Source organism: Desulfosporosinus shakirovi (genome assembly GCF_020595055.1).
Classification (GTDB): Bacteria; Bacillota; Desulfitobacteriia; order Desulfitobacteriales; family Desulfitobacteriaceae; genus Desulfosporosinus; species Desulfosporosinus shakirovi.
In genome coordinates this window covers 40,002-54,445 of sequence record NZ_JAJDOO010000003.1, presented here as the reverse complement: position 1 = coordinate 54,445, position 14,444 = coordinate 40,002, and the positions used below count along the sequence as shown (strand labels likewise).

At 47.6% G+C, this 14,444-nt stretch carries 16 protein-coding genes, 1 pseudogene and 1 riboswitch; of the genes and pseudogenes, 10 read left to right on the top strand and 7 right to left on the bottom strand.

The features are described 5' to 3' along the window. Positions 1–11: 11 nt before the first annotated feature. From LJE72_RS03720 to LJE72_RS03685, 8 genes and pseudogenes are all read left to right on the top strand, one after another. A complete protein-coding gene (locus LJE72_RS03720; RefSeq protein WP_229246288.1) occupies positions 12–623 on the top strand; it encodes a nucleotidyltransferase family protein in 612 nt (203 codons plus the stop codon). Positions 624–795: 172 nt separating this feature from the next. Next, positions 796–1,958 (top strand): annotated as a pseudogene (locus LJE72_RS03715) (xanthine dehydrogenase family protein molybdopterin-binding subunit); the annotation flags it as partial. After that, positions 1,939–2,406 (top strand): (2Fe-2S)-binding protein, encoded by a 468-nt coding sequence (locus tag LJE72_RS03710; protein ID WP_229246287.1) that lies wholly within the window; start codon positions 1,939–1,941, stop codon positions 2,404–2,406. The pseudogene LJE72_RS03715 and the gene LJE72_RS03710, both read left to right, overlap by 20 nt. Continuing rightward, entirely contained in the window at positions 2,400–2,696 is a 297-nt protein-coding gene (locus LJE72_RS03705) for an FAD binding domain-containing protein (RefSeq protein ID WP_229246286.1), read from the top strand. Before LJE72_RS03710 ends, LJE72_RS03705 begins: the two co-directional genes overlap by 7 nt. 266 nt (positions 2,697–2,962) lie before the next feature. Then, positions 2,963–4,063: a hydrogenase small subunit gene (locus LJE72_RS03700; RefSeq protein WP_229246285.1), complete on the top strand. Its 1,101-nt coding sequence runs from the start codon at positions 2,963–2,965 to the stop codon at positions 4,061–4,063. Next, positions 4,044–5,753, top strand: a complete 1,710-nt coding sequence (locus LJE72_RS03695) for a nickel-dependent hydrogenase large subunit (RefSeq protein WP_229246284.1) — start codon at positions 4,044–4,046, stop codon at positions 5,751–5,753. Before LJE72_RS03700 ends, LJE72_RS03695 begins: the two co-directional genes overlap by 20 nt. Positions 5,754–5,771: 18 nt before the next feature. Next, a complete protein-coding gene (gene cybH / locus LJE72_RS03690; protein ID WP_229246283.1) occupies positions 5,772–6,470 on the top strand; it encodes a Ni/Fe-hydrogenase, b-type cytochrome subunit in 699 nt (232 codons plus the stop codon). 468 nt (positions 6,471–6,938) lie between these two features. Next, on the top strand, positions 6,939–7,322 hold the full coding sequence (locus LJE72_RS03685) for a response regulator (protein WP_229246282.1): 384 nt from the start codon (positions 6,939–6,941) through the stop codon (positions 7,320–7,322). A gap of 63 nt (positions 7,323–7,385) precedes the next feature. Here LJE72_RS03685 and LJE72_RS03680 read toward each other — a convergent pair whose 3' ends face one another. The 7 genes from LJE72_RS03680 to LJE72_RS03650 all read right to left on the bottom strand — a co-directional run bounded on the left by LJE72_RS03680 (position 7,386) and on the right by LJE72_RS03650 (position 13,059). Next, a complete protein-coding gene (locus LJE72_RS03680) occupies positions 7,386–7,988 on the bottom strand; it encodes an ABC transporter ATP-binding protein (protein ID WP_229246281.1) in 603 nt (200 codons plus the stop codon). Next, complete coding sequence (locus tag LJE72_RS03675) at positions 7,969–8,727, bottom strand: ATP-binding cassette domain-containing protein (RefSeq protein ID WP_229246280.1); 759 nt, start codon at positions 8,725–8,727, stop codon at positions 7,969–7,971. Before LJE72_RS03675 ends, LJE72_RS03680 begins: the two co-directional genes overlap by 20 nt. 11 nt (positions 8,728–8,738) lie before the next feature. Continuing rightward, the gene (locus LJE72_RS03670; RefSeq protein ID WP_229246279.1) at positions 8,739–9,575 is read right to left on the bottom strand and encodes an ABC transporter permease; all 837 of its coding nucleotides are present in this window, start codon (positions 9,573–9,575) and stop codon (positions 8,739–8,741) included. Position 9,576: 1 nt separating this feature from the next. Continuing rightward, a complete protein-coding gene (locus LJE72_RS03665; protein ID WP_229246278.1) occupies positions 9,577–10,545 on the bottom strand; it encodes an ABC transporter permease in 969 nt (322 codons plus the stop codon). A gap of 46 nt (positions 10,546–10,591) precedes the next feature. Beyond that, complete coding sequence (locus LJE72_RS03660) at positions 10,592–11,020, bottom strand: periplasmic substrate-binding domain-containing protein (RefSeq protein WP_229246277.1); 429 nt, start codon at positions 11,018–11,020, stop codon at positions 10,592–10,594. Then, positions 10,996–11,562 carry an ABC transporter substrate-binding protein gene (locus LJE72_RS03655; protein WP_229246276.1) on the bottom strand — a complete coding sequence of 189 codons (567 nt, stop codon included), beginning with the start codon at positions 11,560–11,562 and terminating at the stop codon, positions 10,996–10,998. The genes LJE72_RS03660 and LJE72_RS03655 overlap by 25 nt, the downstream gene beginning before the upstream one ends. 128 nt (positions 11,563–11,690) lie before the next feature. Continuing rightward, positions 11,691–11,879, bottom strand: a riboswitch (cobalamin riboswitch). A gap of 166 nt (positions 11,880–12,045) precedes the next feature. After that, positions 12,046–13,059, bottom strand: coding sequence for a YibE/F family protein (locus tag LJE72_RS03650; RefSeq protein ID WP_229246275.1), 1,014 nt, complete (start codon positions 13,057–13,059; stop codon positions 12,046–12,048). A gap of 201 nt (positions 13,060–13,260) precedes the next feature. On the opposite strand from LJE72_RS03650, the gene LJE72_RS03645 reads away from it, so the two are divergent. Further along, positions 13,261–13,467 (top strand): nucleoside triphosphate pyrophosphohydrolase family protein, encoded by a 207-nt coding sequence (locus LJE72_RS03645; protein ID WP_229246274.1) that lies wholly within the window; start codon positions 13,261–13,263, stop codon positions 13,465–13,467. Between the two features lie 269 nt (positions 13,468–13,736). Continuing rightward, positions 13,737–14,369 (top strand): DUF3786 domain-containing protein, encoded by a 633-nt coding sequence (locus LJE72_RS03640; protein ID WP_229246273.1) that lies wholly within the window; start codon positions 13,737–13,739, stop codon positions 14,367–14,369. Positions 14,370–14,444 lie beyond the last annotated feature (75 nt).

Below are 14,444 nucleotides of genomic sequence, written 5' to 3'. Positions count from 1 at the left end.
GAGAGATTTGAATGAAAGTTAATGGCATCATACTAGCTGCAGGGTTATCCAGCCGTATGCCAGCCTTTAAGCCGCTTTTGAAATTGAAGGACAAAACAATGATTGAATGCAGTATTGACAGCATGCTTAGTGCCGGCGTAAATCAAGTTGTTCTCGTTTTAGGTTATCGGGCTCAAGAAGTTGAAGCTTACCTGGCTGATAAATACGTCGGTTCCCGGTTGCTATTTGCCTATAATCGCAACTATGCCGAAACTGATATGTTGACCTCAATAAAAATTGGGGTCTCTGCCCTTAAGCCCTGTACTGCTTTTTATCTTCTGCCGGGAGATATGCCGGCCATTCAGACAGGGACATTCAGGGCAGTAAAGGAGGCTATGCTCAGAGCTCAGGCCCTGGTGGCCTTTCCGACCATTGAAGGACAGCGCAAACATCCGCCCTTGATTGCCTGGCAATGCCGGGAGCTGATTCTCAATTTTGAAGGAAAAGGGGGGCTGCGTGAAGTCTGGAAAAAGCTTGCCATCCAGGCTGCAACAGTTCCTGTCGACGACCTTGGCTGCCTGATCGATACAGACACAAAGGAAGATTATCACAAACTGGTAAGCTACCTGGATGATCAGAATTAATGGAAAGAGGAGGGACTTTATGGAGGCCATAAGTAAACCCGTGAAGAAAAAGGATCATGATGCTAAAATCAGCGGTCGTGCTCTATACGTAGATGATCACGTCCCGGAGGGTATGCTTTTGGGGAGGCTGCTGCACTCTGCCAAGGCCAAGGGCCCGCATTACCCGGATTGTACTGTACCTTGCGGTGCCTACCGGGGTTTTGGTGCTCCTCAGACCTTTTTCGCTGTAGAAATGATGATGGATCATATCGCCAGGGAAATGGGCCTGGATTCCCTGGAACTAAAACAAAAGTATATGGTTAAGCAGGGTGATGCTACGTCTACCGGCGGTAAGTATCATTTCCACGTACCTTTGCCGGAAATGATTGAGCAGATTGATGAGCTGACTAATTACCGTGAAAAACGCCGACAGTACAGAAATCAGACAGGCCGCTATCGCAAAGGCATTGGGATGTCTATGTTCTTCCATGGCTGCGGCTTCACCGGCAGCGGAGAACGGGACATCATTAAGGCCGTTGTTAGGATCAGAAAAAACCCGGATGAGACGGTAGAGATCCTGGCCAGTAATTCGGATATCGGGCAAGGCCTGAAAACGACCTTCAGCAAAATTGTGGCCGATACTTTGGGAATTTCCTTGGATTGGATAGGGTTTTAATAGATAATCCTGACACGGATCGGGTTCCTGACTCAGGTCCCACAGTAGCCAGCCGTTCCCTGATGACCGTCGGGGGATTGCTCAGGCGGGCGGCAGAGAGGCTGAAGGACGAATGGAAAGCAGGGGAAGAACAAGTGATTGAAGAACATTTCGTCGAGCCTGATTTTGTCATTCCCTTTAGCATTACAGAATTCAAGGGTGATGCTTATCCCACCTATTCCTGGTCAGTTAATGCCATCGAAGTGGAAGTTGACACCCTTACCGCCACATCCAAAATTCTGGGTGCCTGGGGTACTTTCGATGTAGGCGTTCCTGTGGATATGAATATTATTTTGGGCCAGATGCAGGGAGGTTTTCTCCAGGGGATTGGCTATGCTTCCATGGAGGAGATGAGTTGCAACGAACAAGGCATGATCCGCAACAACAGTTTGAGCGATTACATCATTCCGACAGCCCTGGATGTGCCCAATCTTGTGACCAAAATCATGAATAATCCCTATACCCACGGTCCCTATGGAGCCAAGGGTGCCGGTGAACTTCCTCTCGTTGGTGCGGCTCCGGCTTATGTAGAAGCTATGGAAAACGCCCTGGGCGTTAACTTGAATAAAGCGCCCTTCACGCCGGAAGATACCATGAGAGTTTTACAAGGGGGGGAAAGTAATGGTCAAGTTTATGCTTAACGGCCAAGAGGTCGTCTCGCAGGCCCAAGCAAACGCGCGTTTGCTTGATGTCCTGCGCCAGGAATTCCGGATTACCGGAGTTAAGTGTGGTTGTAAAGAAGGTGAATGCGGGGCTTGCTCAGTCATTCTGGATGGACAGCTGGTCAACTCTTGTCTGGTAGCTCTGGGCAGTATTAAAGGGAGTACAGTTACCACCATTGAAGGCTACCGTGAAACTGAGCGTTTTGCTGCGCTGGACAAGGCCTATGCCTCAGTCAGTGCTGTCCAGTGTGGGTTTTGCATTCCCGGTATGATTTTGGCCTCTGAATGCATACTGGTGAAAAAACCTAACCCTACGGAAGCTGAGATTCGGGCCGGTATTTCCGGGAATCTTTGCCGATGTACCGGTTATAATGCCATTGTCCAGGCAATCAGCATTGCGGCAGAGGAGGGGAAAGGACTATGGTAAAGAGTTATTATCCGGTATCCTTTGCCGGCATTCTTGAGACAGAGGGTGGCATGATCTTCAACTGTCAGACTGCCTTCGGGGCAGTCAGCGAGGTTGTGATCAGACGACCGGATCTGGACGCGATGCTTAGTGGTAAGACTATTGAAGAAGCCAAAAAAGCTGTTAAGGAAGAATATCTGAGAGCCTATGATCAGGCGATCCTTCCCATCAGGGGGAGAATTTCCGCAGAGTATCGCAAGGCTGTCTGTATGAATTTGCTGCGGGATTTCCTGGAAAGCAATGGAATCTGATTCTTTTCGTTAAGATGACAGCTCTTAATATCTGGCGACCTGCAGTCCTAAGAGAGCTGGTGTATACACCAGCGAAGCCCATCAGAGGATGTCTCATATAGATTGAGACATCCTCCATTTTATTGTCCTGAAGGCCTTTGAGATTCCAGGGGGATGATTCCGAAAGGACTGAATTTGCTGTTTGGAATAATTGACCATCAAATTTCAAAGAATAACTATGAATTTGCTTTGATTAGGAATAACCAAGAATTGAGGGAGGGTTAAGATTGTCAGAATCCGAGAGTTATTATCAGTTGGCCCGTCGCAGAGGAGTTACCAGGAGGGATTTTCTCAAATTCTGCGCCTTAACGGGTGCTATGCTGGGACTGGATGCCACCGAATTCCCTAAGATTGTTCAGGCCCTTGAAAGCAAACCGCGCTTACCTGTGATTTACCTTAATTTACAGGAATGCACGTGTTGTACGGAATCCTTGTTGCGCTCTGCCCATCCGCTTATTTCAGATCTGATCTTTAATATGATTTCTTTGGACTACATGGAGCCATTACAAGCGGCCGCAGGAAAACAAGCTGAAGAGGTTCGCTTAAAGACGATGAAGGAATACCCAGGAGCGTACTTATTAATAGTAGAGGGAAGCGCAACCCTAGGTGATGGGGGAGTTTATTGTACTATTGGCGGTAAGTCATCGACAGAGCTTCTGAAAGAAGTCGCGGATGGTGCCGCGGCGGTCATTGCCTATGGTTCGTGTGCTACAAATGCCTGTGTACAAGGTGCTTATCCTAATCCTACCCAAGCTGTTCCAATTCGGAAGGTTGTCAAAAACAAGCCGGTTATTGATGTGCCGGGGTGTCCTCCCATTGCCGAAGTAATTACAGGGACCATCGTCCACTATCTTACCTATGGGAAAATACCGGAGCTGACGAACTTGGGGAGACCGAAGGCATTCTATCAACATCGTGTTCATGATAATTGTGTACGACGGGCCTTCTTTGATGCCGGTCAGTTTGTGGAGACCTTCGATGACGCCGGAGCAAAGCAAGGATGGTGTCTGTATAAGATTGGATGTAAAGGTCCAACGACCTATAATGCTTGTGCTATTACAGAATGGAATGACGGGGTGAGTTACCCTATTAAATCAGGTCATCCTTGTATCGGCTGTTCAGAAAACAATTACTTCGATAATACTCCCTTTTATACACGCTTAGCATCGATCCCTAACAATGCCATCGGCAAAGATGCGGATACCATAGGGGCAGGGATTCTGGGACTAACAGGAATCGCAGTTGCAGCCCACGCGGGAATGACGGCCGTTGTAAAAAACCATGAAAAGAACAGAAAGGAATCAAACCATGACAAGAATCGTAATTGACCCTATTACCCGAATCGAAGGACATTTGCGTATTGAGGCAGTCGTCGAGGGAAATCGCATCATTGATGCGGTTAGTGCAGGTACTGTCTTTAGAGGAATTGAAAAAATAGTTGAAAACAGGGATCCTCGAGATGTATGGGCCTTTGTCCAAAGGATCTGTGGCGTATGTACCCATATTCATGCTTTAGCCTCGATTCGAGCGGTTGAAGATGCGCTGGATATACGAATCCCTAAAAACGCTAATTATATTCGCAATATCATGACCGCAACCCAATTTGTCCAAGACCACGTGATTCATTTTTATCATCTGCATGGTTTTGACTGGATTGATGTCGTCAGTGCCCTTAAGGCTGATCCGGTTCAGACAAGTGCGCTGGCCCGATCCATCTCTAACTGGCCTAACTCCTCGGATGGCTATTTTCGGGATGTGCAGACGAAAGTAAAAACCTTAGTCGAAAGCGGTCAACTTGGAATTTTTGCCAATGCCTATTGGGGACATCCTGCCTATCGCTTACCTCCGGAGGCTAATTTGATGGGGGTTGCTCACTATATAGAAGCCTTAAGCTGGCAGAAAGAAGTGGCCAAGATTCACACTATCTTCGGTGGGAAAAATCCTCATCCCAACTATTTAGTAGGGGGGATGGCCAGTACCCTAAACATGGATGACAATAGTGTGATTAATATGGAACGCTTGAATTTGGTGAAGACCAAAATCGATGAGGCTCAAGTCTTTGTGGATCAGGTGCTCATCCCGGATATTTTTGCCATTGCGAGTTTTTACAAGCAGGATCTTTATGGTGGGGGAGGCGGAAATTACCTGGCTTATGGAGGAATACCAATCGGTGATATCCGTGAACCGGAGAGCTTCTTGTTTCCCAGTGGAGTTGTATTAGACCGAGACCTCAGCAAGGTGTACGATATCGATCTCAAAGATCCTAAGCAAATCCAAGAATTTGTCTCTCATTCTTGGTATCGTTACGACGATCCTAAAGCGGGATTACATCCCTGGCAGGGAAAGACGGAAGCCTCATATGATGGACCGAGGCCGCCTTATACTAACGTAGATGAGAAAAAAGGGTACAGTTGGATTAAGGCACCACGTTGGCAGGGGCATGCCATGGAAGTTGGTCCTTTAGCACGATTTGTCATTGCCTATGCCAGAGGAAACAAAGAGATTAAAGGGCTGGTAGATGATGCCCTTCAGCGTTTGGATCTCCCGGTGACAGCTCTCTTCTCCACCTTGGGTCGAACTCTAGCACGGGCCTTAGAATCAAAATACTTAGTAAATCAATTAGCGGGATTTTATTCGGATTTAGTGGCTAACATTAAAGCAGGGGACAGTCAGACCTTTAACGGAGAAAAATGGGAGCCGGAGAAATGGCCTGCTCAAGCCCAGGGGGTTGGCTTTGCAGAGGCACCCCGGGGAGCCTTAGGACATTGGGTGAAGATTAACAATGGCAAAGTCAGTGACTATCAAGCCGTGGTTCCAACGACTTGGAATGCATCCCCACGAGATGACTCCGGTCAGAAAGGGCCTTACGAATCCTCGTTACTGGACACCCCCATAGTCAACGAAGACCAGCCTTTGGAAGTGCTTCGCACCATTCATTCCTTTGATCCCTGTTTAGCCTGTGCTACCCATCTATTGACACCTACAGGGGAGGAAATTCTGAAGGTTAGGATACTTTAAGAAAGGAGGAGTTTGAAGATGGGTATTCTTAGACGTCAGGTCTATGTCTGGCAATTTCCAATACGTCTATTTCATTGGGTTAACGCTGTGGCTATTACAGTTTTATTTCTAACCGGAATGTATATCGGATACCCTATTTTTGTGTCACCAGGTGAGGCAGTTCAGAACTTTTTTATGGGAAATGTGCGTTACTGGCATGGCGTATTCGCCTATGCGTTCACAACGAATATGTTATTTCGGCTGTATTGGTATTGGGCAGGAAATGAGTACTCAAAATTCCGATTTTGGAAAAAGGATTTCTGGCAGGATGTTGTGGCGACCTTTAAGTACTATACATTTCTGGCACCGGAACATACAGTCAAAGTGGGTCATAATGCTCTTGCTCAACTTATGTATCTCATCTTCATTTGGATTTCCAGTCTTTTTATGATTTTCACGGGCTTTGCTATGCGCGGAGGCAGTAACCCGAATGGAATTCTGCAAACCCTGTTTGGCTGGGTTGTTGTTAATTTTCGAGGCGAGTATCAGGTTCGTAATCTTCACCACCTGGTCGCCTGGGGATACGCGATTTTCTTATTGAGCCACCTTTATATGGTCATCCGCCAAGATCTCTTGGATGATGACGGTACCATATCTTCAATGGTTAACGGCTACAAATTTATGATATGCAAGGATGCTCTGGAAGAAGAGACCCAAGAGAGGCTTCTAAAAAAGTAACTACATAATAATTATGAAAACGATTGAATTGATTTTTCGCAACAAAGTTGATATTACCATTTATGCCTGATGATGCTAGACCTGCGCTAATGAGTGTGACAAGAATCATGAATAAAAAAAGTATTGATAAGGAGAAACAACTATCTTTAAAAAGCATAAATATTATGGTAGCATCGTGAAGTTGTGTAAAAGCAAGTTAAATTTGATGATCACTAGAAGATCGAATTTTATAGACAACAAATTCTTTGTTGATGAAAGGGACAATTGGCACGTGTTGCCTAATGCGCCACGTGAAGTGCGAAAGGAGTTTAAATCCTTTATGCGATTAACGAAGGAACCGTTTATCGACAAGAAGATCGGCCTTCGCGATGGGACGTTGCCCGTCGTTCGCGAAGACGTTGGGGGTGATTTTTTGTGCGCGTGACAATGCGCTTGGCATAGGACAGGCTTTCTCAATGGGAATGAAGTTTGAAATTTAAGGAGGGTTCCTTCGTCTCCATCTGCAGGTTATCGCAGCAGTCAAAGCTGTTACGGAGCATTTTTCAAAACAAGGAGGGACACCCTCTCACAGAGGGGACAAGGATTCTCATCGTGGATGACGATCCGGAGATCAGGGAGAACATTCATATTCTATTGAGCAGAGAAGGATTTATTGTACGGGAAGCGCCCGATGCCGAGGCTGCCTTGGCCATACTTGAGAAACCGATGGATTTTCAAAGCGGAACTATCTCATTGGCAGGGAAAAAGGTTATCCTTCCGGAGTGGAGTATCAGATTCTTTCCCTGTCCATCACCATTGAAATCCGGGCAGAGAATCAGAGCTGATTATTGGCATCTCCAATTATATCCTTGAAGCAGCGGAGAACTTGCAAAGCACAGGACTTGGCAAATTAGGATAATTTAACCTGGGCAGGAATTAGCCATGGCCCACCTCATACATCCGGTCACAGACTCGTCCCAGCAGGCTTTTTTCATGGCTTACGACAATCAAGCCGAGCTTTCTGCTTTGACAGATGTTAAGCAGGCTGTGCCATATTTTGGCCTGGGTAATGGCATCCAGCATGGTGGTCATCTCATCGGCAATGATATACTTTGTCTGGGGATGCAGGGCCCGCACAATGCAAAAACGCTGCAATTCACCGCCGGAAAGTTCAATGGGCCAGCGCTTTAGCCATTCCTCCCGAATCTCAAAAGCCTCCAGAATATCCGGCTCGGGCTTATAGGCTTCCGTCAGCACCTCCCCCATCCGCCATTTGGGGTCAATGGCCTTTTCCGGATGCTGATAAATAAGCTGCACCGGCCGAAATTTCCCTTTTCCCCATGTGCCCCCATCCAAGGAGACCCGTCCTTCCCGGGACGAAACATATCCGGCCAAAACCCGGGCCAGGGTGGTTTTGCCGCAGCCGCTGTAGCCGGACAGGCCCAGCACTTCGCCGGGGGCGACGGCAAGGCTGATATTCTTAAAGATCCAGCGGTCTTTCTGATAATAGAAGCCCAGGTTATTTCCCACTAAAGCCATGGCCCACCGCCCCTTTCTCTATAAACTCCCCATCAAAGTCATTTTGCGGCAAGGCACTCCACAGTCGTTGGGTGTATTCGGTTTTAAGACCTTCGCCTCTCCCCTCAAAGGCCGAGGCCTCAGCAATCTCCACGGTGCACCCGTCCTTAATGACAGCCACCCGGTGGGCAATTTCCAAGGCTGACATGATGTCGTGGGTAATCAGCATGACCCTGGCACCTTCCTCGGCAAAGGTTTTGAGCTGCTTTAAAATTTCCGCCAGGGCTTGGGGGTGAATGCCGGGGGTGGGTTCATCGGCAATGACCAGCCGGACACCTTCCCGAACACTGGTGGCAAAGAGCACCCGGCGCAGCATACCGCCGGAAAGTTCATAGGGAAAGAGCTGGCCGTCCCTTTCCTGCAAATCATACTGCCGGAACAGTTCCCGCTGTTTTAGCTGGGCTGTGCTTTTCTCCAAACCGATCTGGACCTGTTTGCCCACTCGCAGGAGGGGATCCAGATAATTGACGGATTGAGGGATGAAGGAGATTTCCCGCCCCCGCAGCCTCAGCTTGCGTTCTTCCGTCAGTTCTTCCCCCCGATAGATGATCCGTCCTTCACAAATAGCGTTGCCGGGCAGGATCCCCAGCACGGCATGGGCCAGCAAGCTCTTTCCCGAACCGCTGGCGCCGACCACAGCCACAATCTCTCCCTCATGGATATCCACCTGCAAGAGCGGCTTTTTTTGCCCAGCTCTCATTTTTAATCCTCCTATTTATTGGAGCTGGAAGGCTCCATTAAAATACGCAGCTGCTCTCCGATGTTATCAAAGCTCTTAATCACAACCACCAGCAGCACTCCGGGGAAGAAAACCAGCCACCATTTCCCGGTGGAAATATGGCTCATGGCCTCGGAGAGAATAATACCGATGGCAGGAGTCTGGGGAGAAAGGCCGAAGCCCAAAAAGGTCAGGGCTGCTTCATGTAAAATGACATGAGGGAACATCAGCAGAAAGCCAATCATAATTTGGGGAAGTACAAAGGGTAGTATATGTTTTCTGGCAATAAACCAGGGGGATTTTCCATAGCTTTGGGAAATCTGAATATATTCGGAATGCTTGATCTGCAGGACCTCTGAGCGCACGACCCGAGCCAGGGACATCCAATGGGTTAAGGAAACTCCCAGTACGATCCCCTTAATTCCGCCGCCGGCGATGAAGGAGATCAAAATCATAAAAACCAGGTGGGGCATGCCAATGAACAGGTCGATGACCCAGGAGACTGTATTATCCACTACTTTGCCGAAGGTCGCGGCGCAGATTCCCATGACAGTTGCCACAATCACACTCATTATTGAAGCAAAGGCTCCCACTGCCAAGGATAAGCGCAGCCCCTTGAGGGTTCGCGTAAACATATCCCGACCCAGCCAATCTGTACCAAAGAGGTGTTCAAGACTAGGCGGCAGGTTTTTTCCGGCGGAGCTCAGGCGCAGGTTTTCATCGCTCAAGATAAAGCTGAGTAGGAGGAGGAGTAATAAAAGAAGGGAAGAAAAGACAAGGAGTTGAAGCATTTTCTTTCTCACATTATGCTCTGTCCTTGTCATTATCATTTCAGACTTCCCCCTTGATGCGCGGATCCACAACGGTATTTAAAATATCCGCGATAAAATTCCCTGTGAAGACAAATAAGGAGCTGACCAGAATAATCCCCATCAGCAAGGGCAAGTCGCCCTTTAAGCCGGCGGTGGTCAAAGTACTGCCAAGTCCCGGATAAGAAAACACTTGCTCGGCCAGGACGGAACCGCCGAAGAGCTCGCCGAAGTAGGCGAATTGCAGGGAGATAGCCGGCAGAATTGAATTACGAAAGCCGTGGTTCTTGAAAATCTGCCACTTGTTTTCCCCCCGGGCTTTGGCGAAAATCACATATTCGCTATTCAAAATATCAATCATTTTTTCTCGGGTATGCAGAGCAATACTGGCAACCCCCAAAATACTAAGGGTTAGGGCCGGCAAGACAAAATGATGCAGCCGGTCGCTGAACTGCACTTCACTGTCCAAAACTCCCGCCGGTGCCGCCAATCCCACGGGAAACCATTGGAGTTGCACTGAAAAAACAATCAGCAAAATCAGCCCCAACCAAAAGATGGGGGTGGAAACCAGGGTAAAGCTGTACCACTTAATGATTTTATCTAGGGTTTTGCCCCGGTGCAGGGCGGAAAGGGCGCCTAAGAGATAGCCGAAGAATCCCGACAGTATCCAGGCTGTGCCCATTAGGGCAAAGGACATCATGGCCCGGCTCTTGATGATGTCCATGACCGGAGTACGGTAAAGTTTGGATACTCCGAAATTGCCTTGCAGCAGAGCGCCTGCCCAGGAAAAATACTGTTCCACGGGACTTTTGTTCAAACCCCAGTATTCCCTGAGCTTTTCGATTTGTTCAGGTGAGGTGGAGCTGTCTCCGCCGACATAGGTGTTGATGGGATACATGGGGGAGATGTGGATCAGTGAAAAGGTCAGAATGGATAGTCCGATCAGCAGGGTAGCAACCCGAAGCAGGCGGATCAGAATTTTCTTGACCACGATAATTCCTCCTTTCAACAGAGAAAATGGGCATTTCATCTGTCCGTTACTTGCCCCAGGTCCATTCTGAGATATTGCCAAAGAGAGCCCATTCGTGACTGTGAGAATGAATAGGCTGTTTGCCCACATCCGGTTTTTCGTTGGCCAAATAGAGGTGATCCACTCGCGCCAGCCAGATGATGGGAATATCCCCAAGGGGGCTGAAGCCTGTTTGGCCATCCCACTGGGCCAGCTTCCAGTACTTATTGGCCTCTTCCTGGGTGGAGGCATGCATGGCCTTATCCAAATACTCATCTACCGCCGGGTTTGTGTAATGGGTCATATTGTTATAGCCCTGATTAAAGACTTTAGAGGAATACATGGTGTACAATTGATGGGCATGGTGGCGTCCGCCGCCCCACATGACCGCATTTTCCTTGCCTTTGACGTAAATTTCATCCCAGGTTGCGCCTATAGCATTGATTTTGATCCCCAATTCCTGGGCCATATGATAACGATGGTATGGGGGTCAGTGGCCGCAATTGATTTGACGAAGGATAAATCATATTTAATGCCATCCTCTTGCAGCATTTCATAGGTGTATTTCACATCCTCCGCAGTGACGGGATTGCCGTTAGAAAACTTAACATCCTCCCGCAGGGGGAAAGTCCAGATTAAGGCGTCGTCGCTGATTTGATAGGATTTGGCCAGGTCGCCGATGAAATTTAGATCTGAGTCGATTTTCAGCAGAGAGCTGTGGGTCAGGCGAATCTGGGCGTGGGTGCCCCAGCCCTTTTTAGGGTCAAAGACACCTGTATCGGTTTTGCCCACGGCCAGAACCAGCTCATTCTTGGTGGCTGGATCAGCCGCTGAGGTATTGGGAGTTTGGGCCGGGGAACTGCATCCGGATAATACTAAAAGAAGCGGCAGCAGCAGGGCTGCCAGCCGGTGAAGAGCGAGTTTCGCTAATGAGGGATTTGCAAACATCATAATTTTGATCTCCTCCTCTACCCAAATAGGCTCTATAATAATGATCATTTTCAACTTCTAACCTCAAATACCCATACAAATAGAAAAACCCTTCTCAAACGGAAGGGTTAAAAAATACTAGCCTGTATCGGATAAATACAGCAAGATAGTATCCACCTCCTAACATCCCGTAGGTCGTTTCAAGTTTGGTATAAGCAGGTCTCCTGGCTCAAGTTCATCGTTAACTCACGTCTTCCCGGAAAAATCCAGTGACATTATGTAGTCAACTCCCTCTCACAGTGGCGGGCACCGCGTCAGCTTTGACTGACTTCCCTTTTCAATTCCTTTCGCTCACGAAAGGAATAACTCATCCCAATTATTCAGTTGTTGCACCGGCAGCAAGTTTGCTGGGTTAAGTATAAACGAGGCTGTCTAAAGATTCAATCCCCTAGGCAGATTCTTCAGAAACCTTCAGAATTTGACAATCCCTTCCGTGGCATCAGCTTTCACATCATTCTGGCATTTATGCTTGATCTCTGGGCTACCGCCGGACTAACCCTTCATGGGTTGCTTCCCAGAGTTTCCTCGGAAGCTATGTTTGTACAAAGCGGCGCTGATCAGGGCAGTGAAAGGAACTGCAATAAATAGACCGATGCTGCCGGAAAGGGCTCGTAATATTTCTGTCGCGATCATATCGAGGTTAATATATTTCAGGTATGGAATATTGTTTGCTAAGACAAGCAGCATTAAGGGCAGAGCGCTGCCGGTGTAGGCAAGAATCAGAGTATTAGACATAGTGCCAATAACATCCCTACCTACGTTAAGACCACTTCCTACAAGTTGTTTAAAGGAGAGTTTGGGGTTAGCCAGGTAGATTTCATATATGCTGGATGCAATGGACATGGCCACATCCATTACTGCTCCAAGAGAACCGAGCACGATTCCAGCAAAGAGAATTCCTGTAATATTTATCTGCCCCTCTTGAAAGCTGAAAAAAAGGAGTCGACTTTCCTCAGTAGCTAGGCCGGTGATCCGGGTAAGGGATATAACATATTTAGCCAATAGGCCTCCGATGACAATACCTATTGTAGTGCCAGAAATAGCGGCAAGAGATTTTTTTGTGAATCCAGTGATAAGCATATGGGTTATGACGGTTATTCCTGAGCATACAATGATCGTAATCGTTATAGGGTCTTTGCCGGTCAAGATCGCTGGCAGCAGTATCTTAACAACGGCCCACCCTGTAATCCCAAGGGAAAAGATGGTTTTAATGCCCTGACGAGCACCAATCAGTAAGATTGAGGCAATAAATATTAGAAACACCCATTTGAGGTATTTGTCTCTGGCAAAGTCGGCAATGTGGGCTTCTTGTAAAAGATTATCTTCTACGACCAGACTCAGAATAACTTCATCTCCCGGATAAACCATGATATCATAAGCAGGACTGGCTCCGTAGTAATGAATCGTATCTAAAGTACGCCCTGTGTAGGGTCCGTCTTTTATCTCGACGTTAACAAGCCATTGTTTTTCCCCGGGCTGGCTGGTTATTCCTTGTGTAACTTCCATTTCCGTCATATCCAGGACTAAACCTTTTGACATAATTTCAGGCGGAACCGGAGGAATAGGGTTAAGGTTATTGCTGTATAGATATCCTGCTAAAATAAGTAAAATACATATAGTATATGCTAGTATACGTTGAATAAATAACAGTCCTTCCTACCCTTGTCCCTGATGCAAATGCATTTCATTTGCATTTATTATAATGGGGTGTTTCCTAAATGTCTAGTTCTTTCTTTAGGGGGAGCCGTACTTGCTGTTCAGGGGATTGTTCTCCGACCAGTTCGGATACCCCAGATCATCGAAGACAGCGGCAAGAAAGCCATTATCGAAAAGGTTTCGGGCCCAGAGTACCTGGACTTATTAAACGCCAAGTTAGGGGAAGAGCTTCAGGAGTTCTGGACAGCCAAGGGTTGAAGACCCATATGCGATTTAGGAGCCGGTGTCGGGATATTGAGTATGTGGAGTTTAATCGGCATGTTTGGAAGAGGATGACACAGGAAGAGAAGGCCTGGATTGTTGGGTGGTGTGATGAGAGAGTGGAGGAGTCTTATAGGAAGCGGGTTTAGATGCTTAGACTAGAGTTTTTTCGCCCTGTCTTAGAAGAAGCTTCGGGGTTCGAAGACGATTCTTGGCTTTGAATAGTGAAAATTGGTGTAAAAGACGGCGAGGATGGTGAACGAAAAATGGGCGACAAGGAAACGGAAACTGAATCCGGTTACCGGGTTGTTTATGAAAAATATTGGCAGGATATTAAGAAACGCGACCCTGCCGAAATCACCGCAGTACGGGCTGTTTCATACAGTAGCGACACTCATCAGTTCAATGTAATCTTCTTTGACGAGGAGTATATCGCGGATAGCGTTAAAGAGACAATTTGCCGCAAAGCAGACGGACATGTCCCTGATGTGGTGGCGACGATTGTTATCCTTAATTACTTGGCTTATGCGCAGCCGTTGCCGGAATCCTCTCCGAGATGGGTGAGCGTTAAAGAAATACCGGGCGGAATGATATTTTATGCAGCGTTTCATAAAACGGCTATCTCAGTGGTGATCGAGGCGTTCGGACATCAGGCTGGTCGATTAATGACAGCAGCACGCTCCTTGGGCGGTCAAGCGGGTCCCTTTGGCGATACTTCCGTAGTTTTCAGAGCATTTCCGGAAGTACCTTTATGTGTTATTGTTTGGGAGGGAGATGACGAAGTCAAGGCCAATGCTACTATCCTTTACGATCCTTCCATAGAGTTCCTGCTGCAGAGCGCGATCTGTATCGATCTTGGCATATACTTAGCTGCTCAGCTGAAGAGGTTAATACAATAATTCGTGAATATAGATAGATTACACCTATGTTAATCCCGTTTTGCGAGGTCAGGATGTCGCCGGGAAGATGATGGT

Coding starts and splice junctions, on each gene's coding strand:
- LJE72_RS03710 (WP_229246287.1), top strand. CDS start 1,939: ATGGTCAAGTTTATGCTTAACGGCCAAGAGGTCGTCTCGCAGGCCCAA.
- LJE72_RS03670 (WP_229246279.1), bottom strand. CDS start 9,575: ATGATAATGACAAGGACAGAGCATAATGTGAGAAAGAAAATGCTTCAA.
- LJE72_RS03675 (WP_229246280.1), bottom strand. CDS start 8,727: ATGAGAGCTGGGCAAAAAAAGCCGCTCTTGCAGGTGGATATCCATGAG.
- LJE72_RS03680 (WP_229246281.1), bottom strand. CDS start 7,988: ATGGCTTTAGTGGGAAATAACCTGGGCTTCTATTATCAGAAAGACCGC.
- LJE72_RS03650 (WP_229246275.1), bottom strand. CDS start 13,059: ATGGAAGTTACACAAGGAATAACCAGCCAGCCCGGGGAAAAACAATGG.
- cybH (WP_229246283.1), top strand. CDS start 5,772: ATGGGTATTCTTAGACGTCAGGTCTATGTCTGGCAATTTCCAATACGT.
- LJE72_RS03720 (WP_229246288.1), top strand. CDS start 12: ATGAAAGTTAATGGCATCATACTAGCTGCAGGGTTATCCAGCCGTATG.
- LJE72_RS03705 (WP_229246286.1), top strand. CDS start 2,400: ATGGTAAAGAGTTATTATCCGGTATCCTTTGCCGGCATTCTTGAGACA.
- LJE72_RS03640 (WP_229246273.1), top strand. CDS start 13,737: ATGGGCGACAAGGAAACGGAAACTGAATCCGGTTACCGGGTTGTTTAT.
- LJE72_RS03655 (WP_229246276.1), bottom strand. CDS start 11,562: ATGATCATTATTATAGAGCCTATTTGGGTAGAGGAGGAGATCAAAATT.
- LJE72_RS03695 (WP_229246284.1), top strand. CDS start 4,044: ATGACAAGAATCGTAATTGACCCTATTACCCGAATCGAAGGACATTTG.